Source organism: Epilithonimonas lactis, assembly GCF_900110605.1.
GTDB lineage: Bacteria > Bacteroidota > Bacteroidia > Flavobacteriales > Weeksellaceae > Epilithonimonas > Epilithonimonas lactis.
The window spans coordinates 50,472-74,308 of record NZ_FOFI01000003.1 but is presented as its reverse complement, the minus strand read 5'-3'; the positions used below and the strand labels follow the sequence as shown (position 1 = coordinate 74,308).

Sequence of the window (23,837 nt, the reverse complement as noted above, 5' to 3'; positions counted from 1 at the left end):
TCTATTTTGTAGCTTTATAAATGGTGGCTATTCCTAAACTTAGTTTGGTGTATTCTACTTTTTTGAAACCAGTATCTAGTAGAATCGTTTTCATCTTCTCTCCAAAAGGAAAAGCGTTCACAGAATCCGGAAGATATGTGTAAGCACGGTTGTCTTTGGAGACCAAACGCCCAATTGCAGGCAGAATGTTTTTAAAATAAAACATATAAAATGGTCCCAAGAATCCTTCTACTTTTGAAAACTCTAATATATAAATACTTTTGTTTTCTTTCACAACTCTGCGTAATTCTGATAATCCTTTTTCCAGATTTTCGAAATTTCTCACTCCAAATGCAACGGTAACGCCATCAAATTTATTGTCTTCGAACGGAAGTTGTTCCGCATCGCCTTTTTGCATAGAGATCTTTCCGTCCAGATTTTGCTTTCTGATCTTCTCGATCCCCACGTTCAGCATTTGCTGAGAAAGGTCCAGACCGACAACATCTGCATTGGTGCCTTTTTGAACTGCAATGGCAAGATCTCCTGTGCCTGTGGCCACATCCAAAACCAATTTTGGCTGGTCTTTCTTTAGCATATTCACCAACTTGTTTCTCCAGAGCACATCTATTTTCATAGACAGTACGTGATTTAGAAGGTCATATTTTGGCGCAATGTTGTCAAACATATCTTCTACCTGACTTTTTTTGCTGTATTCGGAGTTGTATGGTGTTACGTTGTTGTGTTCCATTTTGATGATGAGAGTTGATAAATGATCTTCGACCGATAATTGATGGTTGATCTTTTAATTATTAAATCTATTTGAACTTGTAATAATTGTTATAATAATTGATGAAATCCTGTTTTCTGAAGATCTTGGATCGGCTTTCGACTTTCGCTACATTTTTGATGATGCGGTCATATTCTTCGTCCAGGTTGTAATAGAAATCTTCTGTGTAAAGCTTGTTGATCTTCTTCACGTCGCCCAGATAGTGCTTTTTATCGATCTCGATTCCAGGCTTTGCGGCCATTAGAGAATCTTTGTTCAAGCCATATCCGTAATATTGGTGGTTGACGTAGTAATCTTTATTCGCAATGTTCAACAGACCTCGGATCTTGCTGACGGTAAAAGCAGAATCGTAAAGCAGTTTTTTGTTCTGGTCAAAAACGGCGATGTTATTTTTTCCTTTATTGAGGTCAACCTTCACGTATTGTCCTGCAGAAAGGATGTTTTGTGAGCCATTATTGATCTTGAAATAGAAAGTTTCCGGCGTAGGATTGTCTACCAGATAATAATTTTTTTTCGCCAAAAACAAAAAGTAAATAGCGAACGCAAATCCCATGGCCAGTAAAGAAAAAATCAAGCCTTTCGTAGAGGCGCTCAGATTTTTCATATCAATTGAAATCTATTAAGGATGCGAATTTACGGATTTTTTTCCGAGCGTCGATTTTTAATCATTCTGATATTGGTCAAGCCTTGGATTCCTGAAAAACAAAACTTCGCAATCTCTCAAACTTTCCGTTTTTTCTGGATTGAAATTGAATGTTGGTGCCGTGGTTCCATTCTCAAGATTCAAATTTGGATTTTTGAAGATCACAGTTTCATCCCAAAGATTTTGATCGATGAATTGTTGCAATGTAAATCTTCCACCTTCGATGATCACAGACTGGATTTGCAACTCGTACAAGGCTTCCAAGATTTTGTTTAATGAATTTTCTTTTTCTATTTTAATGAATTTCAGATTTTTATCCTCAGAATTTTTAATGGAATTGAAGATGATCGTTTCCGCTTCATCATTATAAATATTAAAGTTCTTAGGAACATCAAGATTAAAATCAATCAAAATTCTAGTAGGATTTCGACCTTCAACTTCTCTGACTGTCAAACTTGGATTGTCATGAAGTGCGGTATTTTTTCCAACGAGAATCGCGTGTTCCTCACTTCGCATTAGATGAACCAACTGCTTCGAAAGTGAATTGCTGATCTGCGTCGGTTTGTAATCTTTGTCCATAAAACCATCAGCAGATTCCGCCCACTTCATAATAATGAAGGGCCTTTTCTTCTCGTGATAAGTGAAAAATCGTTTATTAAGTTCTCGGCATTCTTTTTCTAAAATACTGGAAACAACTTCGATTCCTGCATCGGTAATGATCTTTTTGCCTTTTCCATTCACTTTATCATGGCTGTCCATTGCGCCGATCACTACTTTTTTGAAACCGAGTTCTACAATTTTCAAAGCGCAAGGTGGCGTTTTCCCAAAATGCGCACAAGGTTCCAAAGAAACGTAGATCGTAGCTTCCGGGATCAGATGTTTGTCTTCATCTTTTACAGAATTGATCGCGTTGATCTCTGCATGCGGTTCGCCAGCTTTTTTATGAAAACCTTCGCCAATGATCCTGTCGTTGTGGACAATCACGGAACCAACCAACGGATTGGGATAAGTTTTTCCTAAAGCTTTTTCCGCCAATTCTATGCAGCGTTTGATGTACTCTTCGTCCTTCATGAATGTCTAACTTCTAAGATCTATTTCTTCGCTTCAACCGCCGTTGGTTTGTAAGTGATCGGCGGAATTGCCATGGTGATGACGCCTTCCATCAGTCGGCTTCTTTCTTTGGTTAAGGATTTTGACGCATATTTCAAATCGCCTGCAAGTCTTTTGGAATAGGAGAAAATCAAGAACGATTTTTTGCCGCCAGCGTCAAAGCTTTTGAATCGATCGATATTATATTCAGCGTAGGATTCGCCTTCTTGCGGAACCACGGTCACGAGGTAATCTACTACTATTTCCTTTCCGTCGGGACTTTCCGTAACGCTTACGAAAGAGTATTTGTCCTGCGTTCTGTCCTTTCTTTTTTCGACATATTCCACTTTTTGTTTTACAGCAGTGTCCATATCGATTTCTTTATCGAAGTATGAGAAATTGATGAGTTCTTTATAATTTTTGAAATCATCATCTCGTAAAATGTATTGCTGCTGCGCCCAAGTTGGAGAATTTTGCTTGCTCCAGGTCAGAAAATATTCACTTTCACGGAAGGTTAAAGGTCCGGCAATATTCAATCGGTCAATCACTTCAGCAGGAGTTGTAGCTGTTATTTCTTCGGTGACAGGTTTTTCTTGAGAATGAAAAGTTGATGTGAATGACAGACCAATTGTGATAAAAAGTAGATTTTTTATTTTCATATTATATTTGAGTTTTAGTTAATAATCAATATTATATTCTGTAATAATTAATTCAGGTTTAGTTTTTGAATATTTTAATATTATACTATCGCCTTCTTTAAAATTATATTTTTCTTCAAAGCCATCTGACTCTTCGAAAATTTTATTGTTTATAAGATACCTTACACTAATAGAATTGCCTTTATGAGTACTTTTTTTGGTTATAATACCTTTTGTATATCCAAAGTTCTCCTTAGTAAAATCGACCTCTTTCAATCTTTGATTTCTCAAAAATGAAGCTACGAAATAAATAACTAAAGGACCAATAATTATACAGACGATCAATTTGAATTTATTTAAAATGTTTGAATTCATCTTCCAGAATATTTCTGAAAACTAATTTTTCAACTCTGCTGGAATCTCACAAACAGGAATCGGATTCATCTTATGTTGTGTCGCTCTGTTGAATCTTAGATAAATGGTCATCACTTCTTTTTCTCTTCCATCAAAATCAGCTTCGGTTTTTCCAGCTTTTTGCTGTTCCATTGCCCATTCCAATTCAGGGTAGGTGGCGCCAATTTGGTCTTCATCTGTTCTTTCCACTTCCCAAAGTCCGTCCGTAGGTTTAGCTTTCTGAATGCTCTCGAGAATGCCTAGTTCTTTGGCAATCTCATAGATCTGCGTTTTGTAAAGGTCAGCGATAGGAGAGATGTCTACTCCGCCATCGCCATATTTTGTGAAAAATCCAACGCCAAAATCCTCCACTTTGTTTCCAGTTCCAGTCACAAGAAATCCATTGATCTGACCGTAATAATAAAGTGTTACCATTCTCAATCTCGATCTTGTATTCGCTTCCGCCAGATTTTTGCTCGGTGAGTCGTCTTTGTAGCCTTCTGTTGTTTTTTCAAAACTTTCAAACGTTGGCGTCAGATCCACTCGGAAACCATCCACATTTGGAAAATTAGATTTCAAAAAATCGATGTGGTCTTGAGCTCTGTCCACCTGATCGGCTTTTTGACGGATTGGCATTTCCAAAACCAAAACCGGCAATCCCGTTTTCGCTACCAAAACCGAAACCACTGCGGAATCAATTCCTCCCGAAACACCTACTACGAAACCTTTTGAGTTGGCTTTGGTCGCATAATCTTTTAACCAGTTGACGATATGATCTATTACTTTTTGTGTCTGCATTATTTTTGTTTTATTTTAATTTCTTCAAAGACATATTCCGTTTTGCGTCCGTCCACATCGATTGCTTCTCCAATCAAACTATTCTTTGTGTACAAAAATTGTTTGATTTTCAACGGTTCGCCATATCGGGTCAACTTTTCGACTTTCACAATATTTCCTTGTGTACTGTAATTCGTTTTATATTTATTTTCAGAAACGGTTCCACAAGCATTTTCATTCTTTTCATTAACCAAGACAAAATCATTTTTGAAATTTAATTCCAGAAAAACGGTATATCCAGCACAGGGTTTCGGTGTATTGGTTTCCACACACATACTTCCTACTGATGTTCTGAATGTTTTATTCAAAACTATTTTGTTGTTTTGGTTTTTAGTTTGTGAATACACTGGAACGCACATCAACGATAAGAACGAGAAAAATAATAGATTACAAGCTCTCATTATTTATTTTTTTCTAATTCGTACCAATAGCAATTGTCGCCATTGTCAAGAAAAGCGCCTTTGTTTTCGAAACCTAATTTCGTGAGAATGTGATTGGAAGATTCATTGTCAACATCAGCATAAGCATAGATCTTCTCAGCATTCAGTTGATTAAAACCTAGATCCAATGAAGCTTTTGCAGATTCTGTCGCGTAACCTTTTCCCCAGAATTCAGGGAGAAATCGGTAGCCTAATTCGTAGACATTTTTGAAACCATTGACTTCCTCTGTCAAAAGTTTGATGCCACTCCAGCCAATAAATCTGTTAGTTTCTTTTTCGATGACCGCAAGCCTGCCAGTTCCGTTTTTGGCGTACTGATCCAGAATATTCTCGACCATTTTTTCAGACTGTTCTCTACTAGTCGAAGGCGGAACACCTACATACTTCATCACGTCGGGATTGCTGTCCAAAAGGAAGATGTTATCAACATCCGCTTTGGTCAATTTTCTTAAAATTAATCTTTCCGTAATTATTGGTAGCTTCATCTATTAAATCGTATTTTTGCTTTTCGAAAATCTTAATGTAAAAATAATGAAGTTTTTCCGATATATCTCTTTTTCGGCCATAATTGTTTTCAGTTTATCGGCTTGCAAAAAGGAAAACGAAAACAAATGGGATGTTGAGATCAAGAATCCTGTCAAGAAAATAAATGTCACCGATCTTTCTGGAGAATTCTACAATTCTTCTGTAAGCTTGGAAGATTTCAAACAAAAATATCCTTGGTTCCAAGGTTCAGTCCCAGACGCCGACTACGGTGACAGACGAAAAGATACGATGGAAGTTCGCATCTACAAAGAAGCGATTTCCAAGATCAACAAAACAAAACTGGATAAAGATTTGATTGACCTTTTCTCACACATCAAAAAATATTTCCCGAAATTCCAGCCGCCTCATATTTATCTCTATTCATCTGTGATCGATACTCAAAATGTGACGGATCCTATTTTTTTGAGAGAAGATGAGAATATGCTTTTCGTGGACATTACTGGATTTATGGGTGACGGAAATAAGAATTACAAGGGCTTGGACCTTTATTTTCAAAAATCGATGAACCCGGAAAATTTGGTTCCAAAGATCTCTGCCTTTTTTGCCGCAAGATTGGTTCCTGCTCCGATAGAGCAACAGAAATTTTTGGATCAAATGGTCTATCAAGGGAAAGTTCAAATCCTTCAGGACGCTTTCCTGCCTAATGTTCCAGAACATTTGAAAATGAATTATACCAAGGAACAATATAATTGGGCAGTTGCCAACGAAACCAATATCTGGAATTATTTTGTAGAAGGTGACTTGCTCTTCAGTGCAGATCCGGGATTATCGGAAAGATTCATTGCGCCAGGACCTTTTTCAAAATTCTACACAGAAGTTGACAGAGAAAGTTCGCCTCAGATCGCGATCTGGACAGGCTGGCAAATTTGCAAACATTATCTGAAAGCACATCCCGAAGAAAAATTGGACGTGTTTTTGAAGAAGAACGCAACAGAGATTTTCAATGGATCGGAATACAGACCGAAGTAAGGAAAGTTGGAGAGTTTTAAAATAATTGGGATGAACGAGGCCTTAATTAAAAAGATATTTTTCAGATTGATCATTTTATTATTTTCAATGTATTCAATCTGGTACATAATTTTGGCTTATTTTTTTTTTAATTATTTAAACCAAAGACCTGAGAGCAGTACTAAACTTACTTTAATGAATTTTTTATTTCCTTTATTTTTAACAATAATATTCATTTTGATATATAATATAATTGTGTACTTTAAATCAATTAAAACCAATAATATTTTATTTGCATTTTGTTTATTAGCCTCAGTTTACTCTATTTATTGGATGGCTAAGGTTTTAATATTCGAAATAGATAGATATAACCTTGTAAGTTTTGGGATAGCTTTATTCTGTATTATTAATGTTAATATAATCATATGTAAAAATAGAAAAACACAAATTGAGTAGAATTGATTCTGCTTCTTAACTTTAAATTTTTTTAATTAATATAACAATGCGTAAAACAAAAATTACAGTAGATATAGAGTTGGACGAGAATCACGTGCCAGAAAAAATGATGTGGAATGCACAAGACGGCGGCGTAGAAAACCAAGAAACCAAAGCCGTGATGATCTCCGTTTGGGACGAAAAAACTTCCGAAGCTTTGAGAATTGATCTTTGGACAAAAGATATGCCTGTGGATCATATGAAACGTTTCTATCACCAGATCATCGTTTCCCTTGGACAAACTTATCTGCGTGCAACTGGCGAAGAAGATGTTGCTGGTTGGCTGGAAGAAGTAGCTGAGGAATTTGCAGTGAAATCGGCTATCAAAATGTAAAAAAAAAGGAAGCTGGAAGTTGAAAGATGGATGTTAAAAAACTTCCAGCTTCAAACTTCCAGCTTCAAACAAAATATTAGAAATATGAAATTCAATACAAAAGTTATTCACGGCGGACAACAGCACGAGCCAGCGACTGGCGCAGTCAATGTTCCTGTATTTTTAACATCAACATTCGCACAGAAGAGTCCGGGACAATTGATCTCTGGCTACGAATATTCAAGAGGTGCAAACCCGACGAGACAAGCATTGGAAGATTCTTTGGCAAGCATCGAAAACGGAGCTAGAGGTTTGGCTTTCGGATCAGGTTTGGCCGCAATCGATTGTGTTTTGAAGTTACTGAATCCAGGTGATGAAGTCATCGCTGTAGATGATCTTTATGGTGGATCTTACAGAATGTTTACCAGATTATTCGAAAAATACCAATTGAAATTTACGTTCATTGGATTCGATAATGTTGAGCAACTTGAAAATGTCATTACAGACAAAACAAAACTGATCTGGCTAGAAACGCCAACCAATCCATTGATGAAATTGGTGGATATCAAAATGGTGGCTGATACTGTGAAAGGAAAAGATATTTTGGTAGCTGTTGATAATACATTTGCAACGCCTTATATTCAAAAACCTCTTGATCTGGGTGCGGATATTGTGATGCATTCTGCAACCAAATATTTAGGCGGACATTCCGATGTCATCGCTGGAGCTTTAATCGCGAAAGATGCAGAATTGGGCGAGAAATTACATTTCATCCAGTTTGCAAGTGGTGGAATTTTGGGTCCTCACGATTCTTATTTGGTCTTGAGAGGAATCAAAACTTTGGCGCTGAGAATGCAAAGACATTCAGACAACGGTTTTGAAGTGGCAAAATACTTGGAAACGAATGAATTGGTTGATAAGATCTACTATCCAGGATTGTCTTCTCATCCACAATATGATTTGGCAACACGTCAAATGACGGAATTTGGTGGAATGGTTTCTTTCACGTTCAAATCTGGCAAGAAGGAAGATGCAGTTAAATTCTTGGAAAACATCAAAGTTTTCACTTTGGCAGAATCTTTGGGTGGCGTAGAATCGTTGGCCAATCTTCCCGCTTTGATGACGCACGCATCGATCCCAGAAGAGAAAAGAGCAGCCCTTGGAATCACAGATGATTTGGTAAGATTAAGCGTCGGAATCGAAGATGCTGAAGATCTGATCGCTGATCTGGAACAAGCGTTTAGTTCAATAAATGATTAATGATAGAGGATAATTGATCAAACCTTTATATATCACTCATAATAAAAAGCAAAGATTAAAGAATAAAATTTTAATAAAGAAGGAAGCAAAGATTTTCGACATTGTCGATTGAAGAAGCGTAAAATTTAGAATGCAAGCTTCATAAAATCAATTTTAATTGATAAAAAACTTCGCTGCCTAAAAGATTTACAGCAACTTTTTAAAGCTTTGCGATTAATAGTGCAAATAATCATTTATCAATTATCATTCATCAATTATAATTAAAAATATGACTTTTCGAGATGCCACTTTAGATGATCTTCCCAAGATCGTAGAAATTTATAACTCTACGGTGGCGTCGCGATTGGTTACTGCCGATCTGGAGCCTGTTTCTGTCGAAAGCAAACTTGATTGGTTTAATGAGCACAATTCTGAAACGCGTCCGCTTTGGATGGTTCAGGATTCTCAGGACAACACAATTGGCTGGGTCAGTTTTCAGGATTTCTATGGACGTCCGGCTTATCAGAAAACAGCTGAGATCAGTATTTACATTGATGAAAATTTCCGAGGCAAAGGTTTCGGACAACAGATTTTAAAGTTATCCATAGAAAAATGCCCGAGCTTAGGTATCGAAAATCTCCTTGCATTTATCTTCGCTCACAATTTGCCAAGTTTGACCTTATTTGAAAAATTCGGTTTCGAACTTTGGGCCAATCTCAAAAATATCGCTGAACTCGATGACGAAAAACAAAGTCTCATTATTTTAGGCAAAACCATCAAAGACTAAATTTATATATGGAAAACTACACGTATTGTTTGTACTGGATCATTTCCATATTGGCGATCTTCTCTGTTCTGATCCCTTCTGTCAAAAACACATTTTGGACCTTTAGGATTTTCGATTATCCTCGTTTTCAGAAGTTTGTGATTCTGATAGTTCTGATTGTTTTATGGAAATTTGCCATTCCTGAACCCACGGATTACGACAAAGTTCTCTTGGCGTTAGAAGTGGTATTTGCACTTTATCTTTTATATATCATTCTTCCTTACACAAGATTTGGAAAGACAATGATCGATAAAGTAAAGCCAAATGACGACGAGACCACGCTCGATATTTTGGTTTGTAATGTCTATCAGCACAACCGAAATTACCAGAAACTAATTGACCTGATCAAAGAAAATAATCCCACCGTTTTGTTCTTTCTCGAAACGGATGAAGAGTGGAGAAAAGCTTTGGAAATGGTCACAAAAGATTATGAATACAAGATCGAGGTTCCATTGGCGAATACGTATGGTCTGTTGTTTTACAGTCATTTTCCGGTTAAGAATTACGAGATCAATTATTTGATAGATGATGATATTCCGTCCATCGTCGCCGACTTGGAATATAACAATAGCATTGTCAGATTATACGGGATTCATCCCACGCCGCCAGTTCCTCAGGAAAATCCAGAAAGTACCGAACGTGACGCTGAGATTCTTTTGGTCGGAAAAAAAGCGGAAGAATACGGGAAGCCAGCCATCGTTTTTGGTGACCTGAATGATGTCGCTTGGTCACAAACCACCAAATTATTCCTAAAATCCAGCGGAATGTTGGATCCCCGACGCGGCAGAGGCATGTTCAATACCTTTCACGCCAAATATTGGTTTTTGCGTTGGCCATTAGATCATTTTTTCGTGAGTCCACATTTCAGATTGGTGGATATGAATGTCACAAAGTCCGTAGATTCTGACCATTTTCCAATTTGGATCTCGCTCGTCATTAGAAATGAAGATACAGAAGATCAACTGGAAATTTCCGACGATGAAGAGCAGGAAGTGGTTGAAAAAATAGAAGAAGGCATCGAGAAAGGTGATGCCAATTAATTTTTGTATCTTTAAAATTAAATTTATTAATAATGAAAAAGATCATCTTTAGCTTAATACTTTCCTTCGCATTTATTTTAAATTCCGCACAGACAACGGAACCAAAACCAATTGTCATTGTCCAAAATGTGGTAATGGGAAATCTAACTTTGAATAGTTTGGACCCAAACAAGATCGAGCAGGTTCAGGTTTACAAAACACCTTCTACAGAAACTGCAAAATTTGATGATCTGATAAAAAATGGATTGATCAACATCACGCTCAAAGAAAAAATGACCATCGAAAGTCTGACGATCTCCGAAGCGAAGAAAAGATTCAAATTACCTGCTAATGCTCTGGTTTTCCTTAATGATATCGCTGTGCACGACGAAAATATCCTGATTGCTGAAGATCTTTTGAAAACTTCCAGCGTCATCGATCCTGACAAAAAAACGAACAATTACAGCGCACCCGTTTTAAAGATAAAAACCGATTAAGGTTGTCTATCCATTTCCGAATTTCTATTTTTGCTGAAATCGATATTTCAAAAATATGTTTTTCACCAAGGCAAAATTATTTCTCAGTTCAGTTTTTCTGATTTCAATTTCAACATCTTTTTCAGCGCAAAACCGAATCAGCGATCACAATAATATCGGCTGGTACGCGTACAACGGAACTTTCAAGCTGGATTCGAAATTCTCCATTCACACAGAATATCAGTGGCGAAGAAATGATTACATCACGACTTGGCAACAGAGTCTTTTGCGTTTGGGACTTAATTATCAAGTAAATCCAAATTTGCAATTGCGCGTTGGTTATGCTTGGGCAGAGACTTTTCCTTATGGTGACATTCCGATCAACGGGATGGGAAAAGATTTCACAGAACACAGGATCTACGAAATGGCAACCATTACTGACAAAATCGGAAAGGTAGATTTGTCGCACCGTTTTATGCTAGAACAGCGTTGGGTCGGGCGATATTCCAATGCCAACCTGACTTCCGAAGACCAATATCCATTTCTGAACCGAGCGCGATATATGATCCGTTTGCAAATGCCTTTGAAGGGAAATTCGATTGGAGACAAAACGCCTTACGTTGCTGCTTATGATGAATTGATGATTGGATTTGGGAAAAATGTCGGTGAAAATATCTTTGACCAAAATCGAATAGGCGTTTTGCTGGGTTACAAATTCAATAATTTGGTTAGGTTAGAAGGTGGATATTTGAATCAGATTGTGCAATTTGGACGGGAAATTGAAGGGAAGAATGTTTTTCAGTACAACAATGGATTTATCGTAAGCGCCAATTTCAATTTTGATTTTTCTAAGAAAATTGTAGATTAATTTAACCACAAAAGTCACAAAAGCTATTATCCTTCTTAAATCTAAAAAAGTTTAAAAAAGGAGTCTGTTTTAAAGTTTTAATTTTTTTGATCTTCGGTAAATTTTTGTTTTTCGATATCTTTTGTGACTTTTGTGGTTCAAAAATTCTTTAATTTCGCAAAATGAAAATAGCATTCCTCGGACCCGAAGCTTCTTTTACGCAGCTGACCGCAACGCAGTTATTCCCAAATGATGAATTGATCCCAAAAGCCAATATTTTGGATTGCTTCTTGGCGGTTCAGAACAATGAAGTGGACAAAGCGGTGGTTCCCTTGGAAAACTCGATAGAAGGAACGGTTTCTATGACTTTGGATTACCTTTATCAGACTCCCGAAATCAAGATCGAAGCGGAAGCAGTAATGCCGATTGCGCATCATTTGATGATACATCCAGGTCAGGAAAATCAAGATTCTATCGAGAAGATCTATTCTCATCCGCAGGCGCTTGCGCAAAGTTTTCATTTTTTGAATAAAAATTATCCCGACGTTCCGAAACAGGATTTTGCTTCCACAGCAGCGGCGGCAAAGCGTGTTTCTGAAAATCCAGATAGAAAAATCGCAGCAGTTGCGAATAAATTTGCGGCTGAATTATACGGTTTGAAAATCCTTAATGAAAACATCCACGACGTTGAGGAGAATCACACGCGTTTCATCATCATTTCCAAAACTGAGAATTCTTACGAGAATCATCTGGAAAATATAGGGAAGAAAACCGCGATGCTCATCACTTTGCCACAAGATCACGCTGGAGGATTGCATCAGGTTTTGTCCGTTTTTGCGTGGCGAAATATGAACCTTAGCAAAATTGAATCCCGAACTTTGAAAACCAAATTAGGAAATTACTTCTTCTTTGTGACCGTTGTTGGCGGTTGGGATGATGTGCTTTACATTAATTCCGTGGACGAACTGAAAGCAATTGGTGCTGATGTGAAGTTTTTGGGGAATTATAAAGAGTTTTTGTTGGAAGGGTAGAAAACTCAATCTATCGTCATTCCGTAGGAATCTAATCGGTTTTTTCAGTGTGTTGAGATTCTTTCAGAATGACATATTACTTTGTTATGTACATTCAATAATCACAATATTGAGATTTCTCTTTTGATATTTTCTCTTGCAATTTTCTCATATTTTTCTTTAAAATTATCCGTTTTAAAAATCTCTTCAAATTCAAGAAAATGAGTTAGAACCTTTTTTCTACCAGGTTTATAAAGAAAATCCGGATAGATTGAATATTCCTCTCTGATTTGTCGAACATAATTTTCATAAGCATTCCAATCTTTTCCAAGAATTGCTAAATCTGCATCGAGTAGAAAATTGGTATCAGAATCATCACTTTTTTTGTGAGATTTTGTGGCAAGAATTTGATTGTAGATTTTGATTATTCTTTCGTTAGAAATATTGATTTTTTCTAAGCATTTCTTTGCAATTTCGGCACTTTTTTCTTCGTTGTCTTTTGATGTTGCTTTATAGACAATGTCGTGATAGAAGACTGAAAATAGCAGAGCATCAAAATCTGAAATTTCATCTTTCACATTTTCCAATTCAAAAATCATATTCTCAAGATGAGCGAAATTGTGGTATTTTCTGTTTTTTTGAGAATATGATTTTTCAATTTCTTGCCAATAATCAAGTTTCAGTTTTTCGTCATTGGAAAACTTGGAGATTAGTTCTCTATAAATATCATTAAGTTTATTAGGCATAAAAATAAAATTATCAACTACTTAGATATTACTGTTTTAAAATTATTGTTCTGAATGGGAATGCATCAATATTAACTAGAATTCCTTTCTCTATTAATTTATTTAGTAACTCACTGAATTTTTTTTCTGTCTTTATTAGTTCTTTTATGTGTATTAATGATTTGCTTGTTTGTAGAAATTCATATAGATAATGTTCATCAATTGTTCCAAAATTTCCAGCTCTATTAATTTTAACGTGGAGGAATTGTCCTGTTTCAATATTTTTGAAATCACAGGCGTCGCCATGAAACCAGTAAGTCCAGCTTTCTTTCAGATTTCCCTTTCTGAGATTGTTTTCAATACTCAGCAGATTTTTAAATGGATTTTCGTTAGATAAGTCAATATGAAATTCTTTAGCTAATTTTTCTATCATTTCAAGAGCTTTCTTTTCAAAAGCTTGTATGACAATAATTGCTACTTGTAATTCCTGCATAAAATATTTATTCAATTACTGAAGCTTCTCACTTTTCTTATTAATAAAAAAATAAACCGGCAACCCAAGCAAGATCAATCCCAATCCTGGCAACGTGTAACCTGGCTTATAAATCAAAAGCAAAATGCAAAACGCTGTTCCAATCAAAAGGTAAAGTGCGGGTGTGAAAGGATAAAGGAAGGTTTTGTAACCTCTTTCCATTTCAGGTTTTTTGATTCTTAGGTAAATCACACCAAAAACGGTCAACATATAAAATAGAACAATCACGAAGGAAACCATATCCAAAAGATTCCCGTATTGTCCGCTCAGGCAAAGCAAACTAGCCCAAATTCCCTGCATCCAAAGGGATTTTTCTGGAACGCCGTTTTTGTTGTTTTCAACGGCTGATTTTAGGAACAAACCATCTTTTGCCATCGTTTGGAAAACCCTTGCGCCAGCTAGAACAATTCCGTTCACGCAACCAAAAGTCGAGATCATCACCAAAATGGCGATGATGATCGTTCCTGCATTTCCGAACATTTTCTCCGCTGCAGAAACCGCAACTCTGTCATTCGCTGCAAAGGCGATAGAATCTCTGTCGAGCGCATTCAGGTAAACGAAATTCACCAAAAGATAAAGGATCATCACAGCCGAAGTTCCCAAGATCATGGCTTTCACAACATTCTTTTTAGGATTCTCGATCTCGCCGGAAATGAAAGTCACATTCTCCCAAGCAACCGAACTAAAAACGGAACCAACCATTGCTGCTGCGATTCCGCCAAGGATTGTTGCGCCGGATATTCCCGTCCATTCCGTTTGTTTCAGGTTTTGAAAAGCGTCCCAACCAAAACTCATATTCGAACTCCAATTGGATTTATCGATCAAAATAAAACCTAAAATGATCAATCCAAGGAGCGCAATTATTTTTGAAGAAGTGAAAACATTCTGCAAGATCTTCCCGAATTGTACACCTTTCGTATTCACAAAAGTCAGGAACAGAATCACGACAATCGCCAGGATCTGAATCCAAGTAATTTGAAATTCGCCACTTTGGAAAATTGGTGCAGCGTCATTTAACGAAGGAACGAGATAAGCCGTGAACTTTCCGAAAGCCACTGCCACTGCTGCAATCGTTCCGGTTTGAATCACCGTAAACATTCCCCAACCGTAGAGAAATCCCATCGGTTTTCCAAAAATTTCCGTGATGTAAGTATATTGTCCGCCCGCTTTTGGAAACATCGCCGAGAGTTCGCCGTAGCTGATTGCTGCCGCAACGGTCATCACGGTCGTAATAAGCCAAACCACTATCAGCCAATAGCCAGAACCAAGATTCCGCATAATATCGGCGCTCACGATAAAAATCCCGCTCCCAATCATCGATCCCATCACGATCATCACTGCGTCCCAAAGTTTGAGTTTCTTTTCCATAGTTTTTTATTCTTCATCAAATATAAAAACATCTTTGGTATTTTGATGACGGCGAGTGAATTAAAAGTTGTTGACACGCTTTATTAATGTCAAATAAATAATATTTCCAAGAAATTCTTATCATAAATATCGTTTAAAATATTATTTTTGATAAAAACTTATACACAAATGAAAAAATACTTGTCAACTATCCTGGTTTCAGCTTTTTTTATTGCTAATGTCAATGCACAAGATCTCAGAGAAGAAGTGACCTTGAATGGCGCAACGTTTAAAATATCAGATGTCACTTCAAATGATGAAAAATCGGAACAAACCAGATATCAAGTCGTTGGAAAGCAAAATGAAAAGATCGAACATATTGCAAGGGTTTTCGACAAAAAGTTGGCGAAGGAAACTTATCTTGGCATTTACAGAAAGAACGACAGTGAGTTACATTTCATAGAATTCAACCAAACGAAAACACCTGCAACACTCAATCATTATGTCTATGCTCCCAACAACAAAGGAAAATTGATGCTCGTGAAAAAGGAATTTGATCTCGCTGATTTTCCGAAGGATCTGCCTCCAAAATTTAAAAACAACCAGCCAATTCATCCGGAATTTCCTGGTGGTACTGCGGAGTTGAATAAATGGTCCGAGAAAAATCTTGTTCCAATCTTAAGAAAAACATTGGCTTCCAAAGATGTCGTTCTTACTTTGGAAATTGATAGTGATGGAAAAGCAACTTTGCAAAATCTGTCGCTTCTGGCTTTGCCTAAGGAAACAGAAAAAGCATTGCACTCAAAAATTGCAGAAATGCCAAAATGGACCACTCTGATCCAAGGCTATCAACTAGCTGGAGTGGTTTTCATTCCTCTTTCACTATAACATTCGAAAAGAAATTTCAATAAAACTAAACCTAAAACAATTTTAATATGATCATTACTGCAACTGCATTCTACATTTCACTGGCTGTTTTGGCGGCTGTTATTTATGGTGTCTTTCTTTTTGTGGAAAACAAATATGACAAGGAAGATTTCAAACGCAAATCATTCTTGGTCATCGTGCCGCTGGGAATCCTGATCTACATGTTCTGCCCGAAAATTTATGTCATCAAAAATTGTACTACCAGCGAGGAAAAAGTGATGGTTTTTCCTACCCAAAGTTTCACTTATGGCAGTGGGAAATGCTACGTCATCAATGAATCGACAGAAGTTTTAGGAATTGTGACCTACGTTTACGGAAATCCCCCGGAGGAGAAAGTACAGGAAAAATCTATCGATGTCGAGATCTTGCCAAAAGCTACGCAGATGATCCCGAAAGGTGTGATCTCTTATTTATTAGAACCTGCACCAACAACGGTGCGAACAAAATCTGATTATGAGTTCCATCACAGGTTGTTTTGCGTGTCTCAGGAAGATGCTGCTACGGATGGCAAAGATGGCGATTACAGCACAGAATAATTAATTTTAGAATAAAAATAATGACAAAATTTCAATCTGTGAATGATGGAAAAGCCTACGAAATATATCCTTTACGAGGGTATATTTCTATTTTGGTCTATCTTCTGCTATTTCTTCTGATAGCGCTAGTTCCGCTTATGTATTTTATCTCAGATGATTTTATTATTGAAGAAGTTTTGAAGCTCGTCTTTTATTCTTTGTTGATCAATATTGTTATCTTTTTTCCAATCGTTCTCATTTTGTACCATTTTTCCTACCATTTTTCCTGGGTCGAAAAGAAGATTTACAAAAAATTATTCTTCTACAAAAAGTTGAAGATGGAGGCGGAAAACATTGAGCTTGATAGAAGTAATTACAAAATTATAGACAAAACCGATAGATTTTCAAACGTCATAAACTTGATGTTCTTTGGAATGAAATATCAAAATATTTCTGAGAATACCCAAGAGCTCATTGGTCTCATCGATAAAAATTGGCTCAGTCAAATTCCGGAAAGTGTAGAAGAGAAAGTACTTGGCTTCAATAATTTGGTTTATTTTAAATCAATTGATGATAACGAATTTGAGTTGATCAAGACAAACAAACTTAATTTAGTGTTGTTTGTTGTTTTCTGTTTAGCATTTCTCTATCAGCTTTATAATTTGCAGTCGAAAAGCACTTCTGATATAGGATTTATAGATTTTGTAACGGGAATTCCGGCCTTTGTTTTTCTGATCATTATTTCAACCCGAAAGATTTTTAATCTTAAAGACAGGATGGTCTACACCAAATTTTTGTGGGTGATTCCGTATGAGAAAATGAATCTTGACCTATTTCACAATTTTGAGGTCACAAAACATTACACCAACGGCATCTATACAGGAACATCGCTCAATATGCTTTTCTCTAAGAAAACAGATCCAAACAAGTACAGACATCTGACAATCGTTTCTGCGACCAAAAAAACAAAACCTTTTGAGGCTATCATGACAGAGATTCGGTTTCTTTTGTCAAAGATGAAGTGATCTTCTCATCGTGTATCAGTGTTTTAATTCTCATTTTTTGTTGATGCGGAAAATTATTTGTGGTTAATATTTTTATCCAACCGTATGATTTGGATAAAACTAAAAGTAAATTTTTCTTTAAAATATTCTATAAAATTAAGATTTCATTAAGCATTCGATAATAGTTTGTTAGTTCAGAGAGAAAAGCCTAATTTTGCAACTTCAATTTTACACACGATATGGAACTAGAATACGTAGAACACCTGAGCCCAATGCTGAAAGGCGATATCAAGAATTATCTGATCGATATCGACGGAACTATTACAGAAGATGTGCCTAATGAAGAGCCGGAAAGAATGGTGACTTGCGAGCCTTTTCCAGACGCTTTGGTAACGATCAACAAATGGTATGACGAAGGTCACCAGATCTGTTTTTTCACTTCCAGAACTGAGGATCTGAGAGAAGTGACAGAAACCTGGTTGAACAAGCACGGCTTCAAATACCACAGCGTACTGCTAGGAAAACCAAGAGGCGGAAACTATCACTGGATCGATAACCACCTGGTAAAAGCAACGAGATACAAAGGAAAATTCACAGATATGGTTGAGAAACAAGTGACCATAGAAGTTTTTCGCGACTAAAAATATTTCAAATTAAAAAATTCCCGCGTTCAATGCTCGGGAATTTTTGATTTGATGACAAAACCCATAGCCCTGATAGTAGCGGCATCCTTTTTTGTTAGTGATAGCTTCGACTACGCTCGGTCACCGGAAACAAAAAAGATATAGCGGATAGCAGGAAATGGCTCCAAAAAATAAAATAGTTTTGACATTCGACAAAGTCAAATAGCTCCTAAAACAATCAATGAACAGAAATGTTCTCCCTAAAAATATTAATTTATAATGAAAGTACTTGCAAATGACGGATTGACGCAGTCTGGGATCAATGCGCTATTAGAAAACGGATTCGAGGTGATCACTGCAAAGGTGGCTCAGGAAGATCTAATTACTTATATCAACGAAAATCAGGTGACTGTTCTGCTTGTAAGAAGCGCGACAAAAGTGACCAGGGAAATGGTGGACAATTGCCCAAGTCTAGAGATCATCGGTAGAGGTGGCGTTGGGATGGACAACATCGAAGTGGCTTACGCGAGAGAAAAAGGAAAACACGTGATCAACACGCCTGCAGCTTCATCGGAATCTGTGGCAGAATTGGTTTTTGCACACCTTTTCTCAGGTTGCAGATTCTTGCAGGATGCGAACAGACAAATGCCAGTGAAAGGAAACACCGAGTTTGCAAAACTTAAGAAAAAATACGAAGCTGGAATCGAACTCAGAGGTAAAACCATCGGGATCGTCGGCATCGGAAGAATTGGACAAGAAGTGGCAAGAATTGCGCTTGGACTGGGAATGAAAGTGATCGCTTCTGATACGAGAATCGGGAAAGCGAGCGTAAGAGTGGATTTCTACAACAGCCAATACATCAATGTGGAGATCGAGACTGAGCCGTTGGAGCAATTGATCCAGCATTCAGATTTCATCACGCTTCACGTCCCTGCTCAGGATGGCCCGATCATCGGCGCGGCCGAGTTGGACAAAATGAAACCTGGTGCAGCCATCGTGAACTGTGCGAGAGGTGGTGTGATCGACGAAAATGCTTTGATTGCAGCGTTGGACTCTGGAAAGTTGGCGTTTGCAGGCCTTGATGTTTTCGAGAACGAGCCTACGCCTTCTGATAAGATCTTGAACCACCCAAAGATCTCTTTGACGCCTCATACAGGAGCTGCGACAGAGGAAGCTCAAGATAGAATTGGAACGGAGTTGGCGAATCAAATCGCAAGCATCCTTTTGGTTAAATAATTTAACTTAAACATAAATAAAATGCTCGTTTTTTAACGGGCATTTTTTATTTTCACCATTCAGATTAAAATTTTACTTTTGTTGGGATTTTATGGCAGCTTTTCCGCCTTCCGTTCCCAATCTTTTTTGCCAACGCTACTACCAAGCAAAAAAAGGATTTCCACTCAAGTCGGGCTGCAGTTTTCACCTTCGAAACAAACTTTTGTCAAATGATTGGCATTTACCTATGAATAGAAAAGTACTTCTCATCTACACCGGCGGCACCATTGGAATGGAAAAGGATTACGAAACGGGAAGTCTGGTTCCGTTTGATTTCTCCACGATCTTCAAAAGGATTCCGGAGATGAATCTTCTGGAATGTGAGGTTTCCGTCCATCCGTTCGAGAATCCCGTAGATTCATCCGATATGGGTCCGCAGGAATGGCGGATGATTGCAGACTGGATCTACAAGAACTACGACAATTTTGATGGCTTTCTGATTCTCCACGGGACGGATACGATGTCCTACACGGCTTCTGCCCTTAGTTTTATGTTGAAAAATCTTGGAAAACCGGTGATTCTTACAGGTTCACAACTACCAATTGGAGATCTGCGTACGGATGCGAAAGAAAATCTCCTGACAAGTCTCTATTATGCCAGTCTATATGAAAATGACGAAGCGGTCATCAAAGAAGTCGCGGTCTATTTCGAATATAAACTCTTGCGCGGAAACCGAAGTCTGAAATATTCAGCGGAGTTCTTCGATGCTTACCAAAGTCCAAATTACCCGATCCTTGGGCAATCTGGCGTTCATCTGAATGTCGATAAGAATGTGCTTTGGAAACCTAAAGGTCAATTCGAACTCGATAATTATCTCAATGAGAATATTTTGTTCTGCAGGATCTTCCCTGGAATGAACTTCGAATCGTTGTTAGAAATTAAAACGGCTGAAGCAATCATTTTGCAGGTTTTTGGTTCTGGAACGATCTTTAACAATGAGAAAACGCAAAATGTTTTGCAGGAACTGAGGAATAGAGGCGTTGAGGTAGTGGTTATCAGCCAATGTATTTCAGGAGGCATTAGTTTCGGGAAATATAGCAACAGCAATATCTTTACGAAGATTGGCGCCATCAGTGGAAAAGATATGACCGCAGAGTCTGCCATTACCAAAGCAATGCATATTTTGAACAATCCAAAGTACGATAGAAGCTTCTCAGAACTATTCATTGAAAATATTTCGGGAGAAATCACAGAAGAATTTTAATAATCTTTTGAGAATTCAGATATTTCATTATATTTGCAACCTCAAATAGAGAGGTGTCCGAGTGGTTGAAGGAGCTAGCCTGGAAAGCTAGTGTGCGGGTAACTGTACCGAGGGTTCGAATCCCTTCCTCTCTGCAATCTTAAAAGCTTTGCTAACGTTTTGTTAGTAAGGCTTTTTTTTGTGATTTGACGTAAATTACTTCGAAGATAAATTACACGTTCCCTTTTAGGTAATTTATCATTTGGTTTTAGAGACTTTATCCCAATAAAAAAGCTTCCCAAAAGGGAAGCTAAAAAACACAAATGATGAAAAATCCTCTGAAAGGAATAAGCAAATTTATTTATTAAAATCACAATTATTTATGATTTGGCTCAATCCTGACAATTATTTTATTTTTTTTAATAATGAAGGCAAAGGCTATTTTATACTTTAATAAGCTGTATTTAACGAAAATTTAAGATTTAAATCTATTTTTTACGATACATTTAACATATTTCAGCACCGGTGTTTGATACACAATTGCCTACTTTTGTAGTGGAAATTTTGTTACAAGGTTTTCATGGTTATTAGTTTTTATCCCCAATTCTATTGGGGATTTTTTTTGTTATATATGTAAAATCAAAACTGGTTCAACGAAAACGAGGTGGGCGTGAGGTCTGATATTTGTATTTAACCGATTGTTTAATCACAGACCCTAAAAATTATGAAAAATTACCTTTTACCAGCAGTTGCCCTGCTTTTTTTCAGTTGTAAAGAAAATAAAAAAGAGACAGATGGTTCCGGACAGAGTGACGAAGCTGTTACCCAAAGTGATACCCTAAAACTTCCGCCGCCCAATGAGAAAAGTGCTAAGAATAAATTCAGTAACGTCATAGGTTGGCCCAAAGATAAAACACCAACAGCCCCAGAAGGTTTTACTGTAACCCGATTTGCTGAGAATATCAAAAGCCCGAGAAATATAATTCAAGGCGAAAATGGAGATGTTTTCGTTGTGCTTTCCAACTCTGAACGTTCCACGGCGGACAAAATTAAAAACGACATCAGTGGAAAAAGCGATGCTGAGGTCGGCGGCAAATCAGCCAACAGGATCATTCTGTACCGCGATGCCAACAAAGACGGTATACCTGAAACATCATCTGTATTTCTTACCAATTTGAATCAGCCCTATGGAATGCTCATCATCAAAGATCAATTTTATGTTGCTAATACAGATGGTCTCTATGTTTATCCTTACAAAGCTGGCGATCTAAAGATAACAAAACCAGGCAAAAAAATCGTGGATCTTCCCGCTGGCGGCTACAATAATCACTGGACAAGAAATCTAATCGCTAATAAAGATCAGTCAAAAATTTATATTTCAGTGGGTTCTGGTAGCAACGTGGGAGAAAATGGAATGGAATACGAAGTTCGACGTGCCAATATCTTAGAAATTAATCCTGATGGAAGTGGCGAGAAGATCTATGCTGCTGGCCTTAGAAATCCAGTAGGGATGAGTTGGAATCCTGTCACCGGGCAATTGTGGACCGTTGTAAACGAAAGAGATGAGCTTGGCGATGAATTGGTACCAGATTATCTGACCAGTGTGAAACAAAATGAGTTTTATGGCTGGCCTTATGCCTACTTCGGAAAGAATGAAGATCCTAGGAGAAAGGGAGAAAAGCCTGATCTGGTTGCTAAAACTATTGTGCCAGACGTTCCTTTGGGAAGTCACACGGCATCTCTCGGTTTGACATTTTACACAAGCTCCCAATTTCCGGAGAAATATAAGAATGGTGCCTTCATAGGACAGCACGGTTCTTGGAATCGCTCATCGCTTGTAGGTTATCAGGTAGCGTTTGTTCAATTTCAAAATGGCAAAGCTTCCGGTTCTTACCAGCCGTTTCTTACAGGTTTTATAGCCAATGGGGCAAAAGGTGATGTCTACGGAAGGCCGGTTGGTGTTCTTCAAACTGCCGATGGATCTTTACTGGTCGCAGATGATGTGAGTGGAATAGTTTGGAGAGTTTCTAAGACCAAGTAACAATTTAGAATAATATTATAAAAAAAGTCGGCACACTCAAGTATGCCGACTTTTTTTATTTTTTAATAATTAATAAAGAATGCCTAAGCTCTCTCCAGCAAAATCTGAGATCTCATCAAATCTACCTTCTTTGACTTTCTTTGCCCATTCGTAATCGCTCAAGATGGCTCTTCCAACAGCTACAAGGTCAAAATCCTGGCGGTCTAATCTTTTTAATAATTCTGATAGGTCACTTTTCTCAGAACCTTGTCCTGCAAAGGCGCCCATAAAATCACCGTTTAGTCCCACAGATCCAACTGTGATGGTTGGTTGTCCTGTCAATTTCTTCGCCCAACCTGCAAAATTAAGGTCAGAACCTTCGAATTCCGGCTCCCAGAATCTTCTTTGTGAGCAATGGAAAATATCCACACCTGCTTCCTTCATTGGTACAAGCCATTCTTCCATTTCTTCTGGAGTCGTTGCCAGTCTGCTTTTGTAATCCTGCTGTTTCCATTGGGAAAGTCGGATGATGATTGTGAAATCTGGTCCCACTGCAGCTCTCATTGCTTTGATGATATCGACAGCAAATTTGCTTCTTTCCTTCAAAGTTTTTCCACCATATTCATCAGTTCTTGTATTGGTCACTTCCCAGAAAAATTGGTCGATCAAGTAGCCGTGTGCGCCATGGATTTCAAGCACATCAAACCCTAGATCTTTCGCCGATTTGGCTGATGCTGCAAATTGTGAAATTGTATCTTGGATGTCTTCCAAAGTCATTGTCGAAGCCTTTTCCATCTCGGTTGTTGGATAATCTGGGGAACTTCTTGTGTCGCCAACGTGCCATATCTGCGGTCCCATTTTTCCGCCATTTTGATGAACAGAATCGATCACGTTTTTCCAACCTTTCAAAGCTTCTGTTCCATAAAAATCCGGGATGTTTTGGATATTCTTGGAAGCAGGTCTGTTGATGACGGTGCCTTCCGATAATATCAATCCAACTTCTGAGCCGGCTCTCCTTGCGTAATAATCTGCGATTTGTTGCGTTGGAACACCATTGTCGGAAAAGGCTCTTGTCATTGGAGCCATTACGATCCTGTTTTTGAGATGAAGGTTTTTGTATGTGAACGGCGTGAATAATGCGTCTAAACTCATTCTAAATTT

General features: G+C 37.6%; 27 protein-coding genes and 1 tRNA gene. 16 read left to right on the top strand and 12 right to left on the bottom strand.

Translation table 11 applies throughout. The annotated features are described in order from the left end of the window. Position 1: 1 nt before the first annotated feature. From ubiE to BMW39_RS09910, 8 genes are all read right to left on the bottom strand, one after another. The gene (ubiE, locus tag BMW39_RS09945; RefSeq protein WP_034975034.1) at positions 2–727 is read right to left on the bottom strand and encodes a bifunctional demethylmenaquinone methyltransferase/2-methoxy-6-polyprenyl-1,4-benzoquinol methylase UbiE; all 726 of its coding nucleotides are present in this window, start codon (positions 725–727) and stop codon (positions 2–4) included. 67 nt (positions 728–794) lie between these two features. Further along, positions 795–1,370, bottom strand: a complete 576-nt coding sequence (locus BMW39_RS09940; protein WP_034975033.1) for a hypothetical protein — start codon at positions 1,368–1,370, stop codon at positions 795–797. 57 nt (positions 1,371–1,427) lie between these two features. Further along, complete coding sequence (ribD, locus tag BMW39_RS09935; protein ID WP_034975030.1) at positions 1,428–2,480, bottom strand: bifunctional diaminohydroxyphosphoribosylaminopyrimidine deaminase/5-amino-6-(5-phosphoribosylamino)uracil reductase RibD; 1,053 nt, start codon at positions 2,478–2,480, stop codon at positions 1,428–1,430. Positions 2,481–2,500: 20 nt separating this feature from the next. After that, on the bottom strand, positions 2,501–3,157 hold the full coding sequence (locus tag BMW39_RS09930; RefSeq protein ID WP_034975029.1) for a hypothetical protein: 657 nt from the start codon (positions 3,155–3,157) through the stop codon (positions 2,501–2,503). Positions 3,158–3,175: 18 nt separating this feature from the next. After that, positions 3,176–3,511: a hypothetical protein gene (locus tag BMW39_RS09925; protein WP_034975027.1), complete on the bottom strand. Its 336-nt coding sequence runs from the start codon at positions 3,509–3,511 to the stop codon at positions 3,176–3,178. A gap of 21 nt (positions 3,512–3,532) precedes the next feature. Beyond that, complete coding sequence (gene nadE, locus BMW39_RS09920) at positions 3,533–4,327, bottom strand: NAD(+) synthase (RefSeq protein WP_034975025.1); 795 nt, start codon at positions 4,325–4,327, stop codon at positions 3,533–3,535. Next, positions 4,327–4,674, bottom strand: a complete 348-nt coding sequence (locus tag BMW39_RS09915; protein ID WP_131474307.1) for a hypothetical protein — start codon at positions 4,672–4,674, stop codon at positions 4,327–4,329. The genes nadE and BMW39_RS09915 overlap by 1 nt, the downstream gene beginning before the upstream one ends. 92 nt (positions 4,675–4,766) lie before the next feature. Beyond that, positions 4,767–5,291 (bottom strand): GNAT family N-acetyltransferase, encoded by a 525-nt coding sequence (locus BMW39_RS09910; RefSeq protein ID WP_034975021.1) that lies wholly within the window; start codon positions 5,289–5,291, stop codon positions 4,767–4,769. A gap of 46 nt (positions 5,292–5,337) precedes the next feature. Here BMW39_RS09910 and gldB point away from each other — a divergent pair, with 46 nt between their 5' ends. The 8 genes from gldB (at position 5,338) to pheA (ending at position 12,546) form a co-directional block, all read left to right on the top strand. Next, entirely contained in the window at positions 5,338–6,321 is a 984-nt protein-coding gene (gene gldB / locus BMW39_RS09905) for a gliding motility lipoprotein GldB (RefSeq protein WP_034975020.1), read from the top strand. A 481-nt stretch (positions 6,322–6,802) separates the two neighbouring features. Further along, on the top strand, positions 6,803–7,129 hold the full coding sequence (gldC, locus tag BMW39_RS09895) for a gliding motility protein GldC (RefSeq protein ID WP_034975018.1): 327 nt from the start codon (positions 6,803–6,805) through the stop codon (positions 7,127–7,129). 84 nt (positions 7,130–7,213) lie between these two features. Beyond that, complete coding sequence (locus tag BMW39_RS09890; RefSeq protein WP_034976089.1) at positions 7,214–8,368, top strand: cystathionine gamma-synthase; 1,155 nt, start codon at positions 7,214–7,216, stop codon at positions 8,366–8,368. A 268-nt stretch (positions 8,369–8,636) separates the two neighbouring features. Beyond that, positions 8,637–9,134 (top strand): GNAT family N-acetyltransferase, encoded by a 498-nt coding sequence (locus BMW39_RS09885; RefSeq protein ID WP_034975017.1) that lies wholly within the window; start codon positions 8,637–8,639, stop codon positions 9,132–9,134. A gap of 8 nt (positions 9,135–9,142) precedes the next feature. After that, positions 9,143–10,213, top strand: a complete 1,071-nt coding sequence (locus BMW39_RS09880; protein WP_034975016.1) for an endonuclease/exonuclease/phosphatase family protein — start codon at positions 9,143–9,145, stop codon at positions 10,211–10,213. Positions 10,214–10,245: 32 nt separating this feature from the next. Beyond that, positions 10,246–10,689 carry a hypothetical protein gene (locus tag BMW39_RS09875; protein ID WP_034975015.1) on the top strand — a complete coding sequence of 148 codons (444 nt, stop codon included), beginning with the start codon at positions 10,246–10,248 and terminating at the stop codon, positions 10,687–10,689. A gap of 55 nt (positions 10,690–10,744) precedes the next feature. After that, the gene (locus BMW39_RS09870; protein ID WP_034975014.1) at positions 10,745–11,536 is read left to right on the top strand and encodes a DUF2490 domain-containing protein; all 792 of its coding nucleotides are present in this window, start codon (positions 10,745–10,747) and stop codon (positions 11,534–11,536) included. Between the two features lie 161 nt (positions 11,537–11,697). Beyond that, the gene (gene pheA, locus BMW39_RS09865; RefSeq protein WP_034975013.1) at positions 11,698–12,546 is read left to right on the top strand and encodes a prephenate dehydratase; all 849 of its coding nucleotides are present in this window, start codon (positions 11,698–11,700) and stop codon (positions 12,544–12,546) included. A 101-nt stretch (positions 12,547–12,647) separates the two neighbouring features. Here pheA and BMW39_RS09860 read toward each other — a convergent pair whose 3' ends face one another. The 3 genes from BMW39_RS09860 to BMW39_RS09850 are packed head-to-tail and all read right to left on the bottom strand — an operon-like array spanning position 12,648 to position 15,150. Beyond that, entirely contained in the window at positions 12,648–13,271 is a 624-nt protein-coding gene (locus BMW39_RS09860; protein WP_034975012.1) for an HD domain-containing protein, read from the bottom strand. Positions 13,272–13,299: 28 nt separating this feature from the next. Further along, positions 13,300–13,743, bottom strand: a complete 444-nt coding sequence (locus BMW39_RS09855) for a DUF6896 domain-containing protein (protein ID WP_131474306.1) — start codon at positions 13,741–13,743, stop codon at positions 13,300–13,302. A gap of 15 nt (positions 13,744–13,758) precedes the next feature. Then, positions 13,759–15,150 carry an APC family permease gene (locus BMW39_RS09850; RefSeq protein WP_034975009.1) on the bottom strand — a complete coding sequence of 464 codons (1,392 nt, stop codon included), beginning with the start codon at positions 15,148–15,150 and terminating at the stop codon, positions 13,759–13,761. A 168-nt stretch (positions 15,151–15,318) separates the two neighbouring features. Between BMW39_RS09850 and BMW39_RS09845 the strand changes: the two genes are divergently transcribed. The 8 genes from BMW39_RS09845 (at position 15,319) to BMW39_RS09810 (ending at position 22,697) form a co-directional block, all read left to right on the top strand. Next, the gene (locus BMW39_RS09845; RefSeq protein ID WP_034975007.1) at positions 15,319–16,017 is read left to right on the top strand and encodes a hypothetical protein; all 699 of its coding nucleotides are present in this window, start codon (positions 15,319–15,321) and stop codon (positions 16,015–16,017) included. A gap of 47 nt (positions 16,018–16,064) precedes the next feature. Further along, on the top strand, positions 16,065–16,592 hold the full coding sequence (locus BMW39_RS09840) for a hypothetical protein (RefSeq protein ID WP_034975005.1): 528 nt from the start codon (positions 16,065–16,067) through the stop codon (positions 16,590–16,592). Between the two features lie 20 nt (positions 16,593–16,612). Next, positions 16,613–17,596, top strand: a complete 984-nt coding sequence (locus BMW39_RS09835) for a hypothetical protein (protein WP_034975003.1) — start codon at positions 16,613–16,615, stop codon at positions 17,594–17,596. 218 nt (positions 17,597–17,814) lie between these two features. After that, the gene (locus BMW39_RS09830) at positions 17,815–18,216 is read left to right on the top strand and encodes an LNS2 domain-containing protein (protein WP_034975001.1); all 402 of its coding nucleotides are present in this window, start codon (positions 17,815–17,817) and stop codon (positions 18,214–18,216) included. A gap of 261 nt (positions 18,217–18,477) precedes the next feature. Next, positions 18,478–19,434, top strand: a complete 957-nt coding sequence (locus tag BMW39_RS09825) for a D-2-hydroxyacid dehydrogenase (protein ID WP_086045770.1) — start codon at positions 18,478–18,480, stop codon at positions 19,432–19,434. 226 nt (positions 19,435–19,660) lie between these two features. Beyond that, positions 19,661–20,677: an asparaginase gene (locus tag BMW39_RS09820; RefSeq protein WP_034976086.1), complete on the top strand. Its 1,017-nt coding sequence runs from the start codon at positions 19,661–19,663 to the stop codon at positions 20,675–20,677. Positions 20,678–20,724: 47 nt separating this feature from the next. Then, a tRNA-Ser gene (locus tag BMW39_RS09815) sits at positions 20,725–20,811 on the top strand. Positions 20,812–21,380: 569 nt separating this feature from the next. Beyond that, on the top strand, positions 21,381–22,697 hold the full coding sequence (locus BMW39_RS09810) for a PQQ-dependent sugar dehydrogenase (protein WP_034974998.1): 1,317 nt from the start codon (positions 21,381–21,383) through the stop codon (positions 22,695–22,697). A 69-nt stretch (positions 22,698–22,766) separates the two neighbouring features. On the opposite strand, the gene BMW39_RS09805 is transcribed toward BMW39_RS09810, so the two are convergent. Beyond that, positions 22,767–23,828: an NADH:flavin oxidoreductase gene (locus BMW39_RS09805; RefSeq protein WP_034974996.1), complete on the bottom strand. Its 1,062-nt coding sequence runs from the start codon at positions 23,826–23,828 to the stop codon at positions 22,767–22,769. Positions 23,829–23,837: the final 9 nt, after the last annotated feature.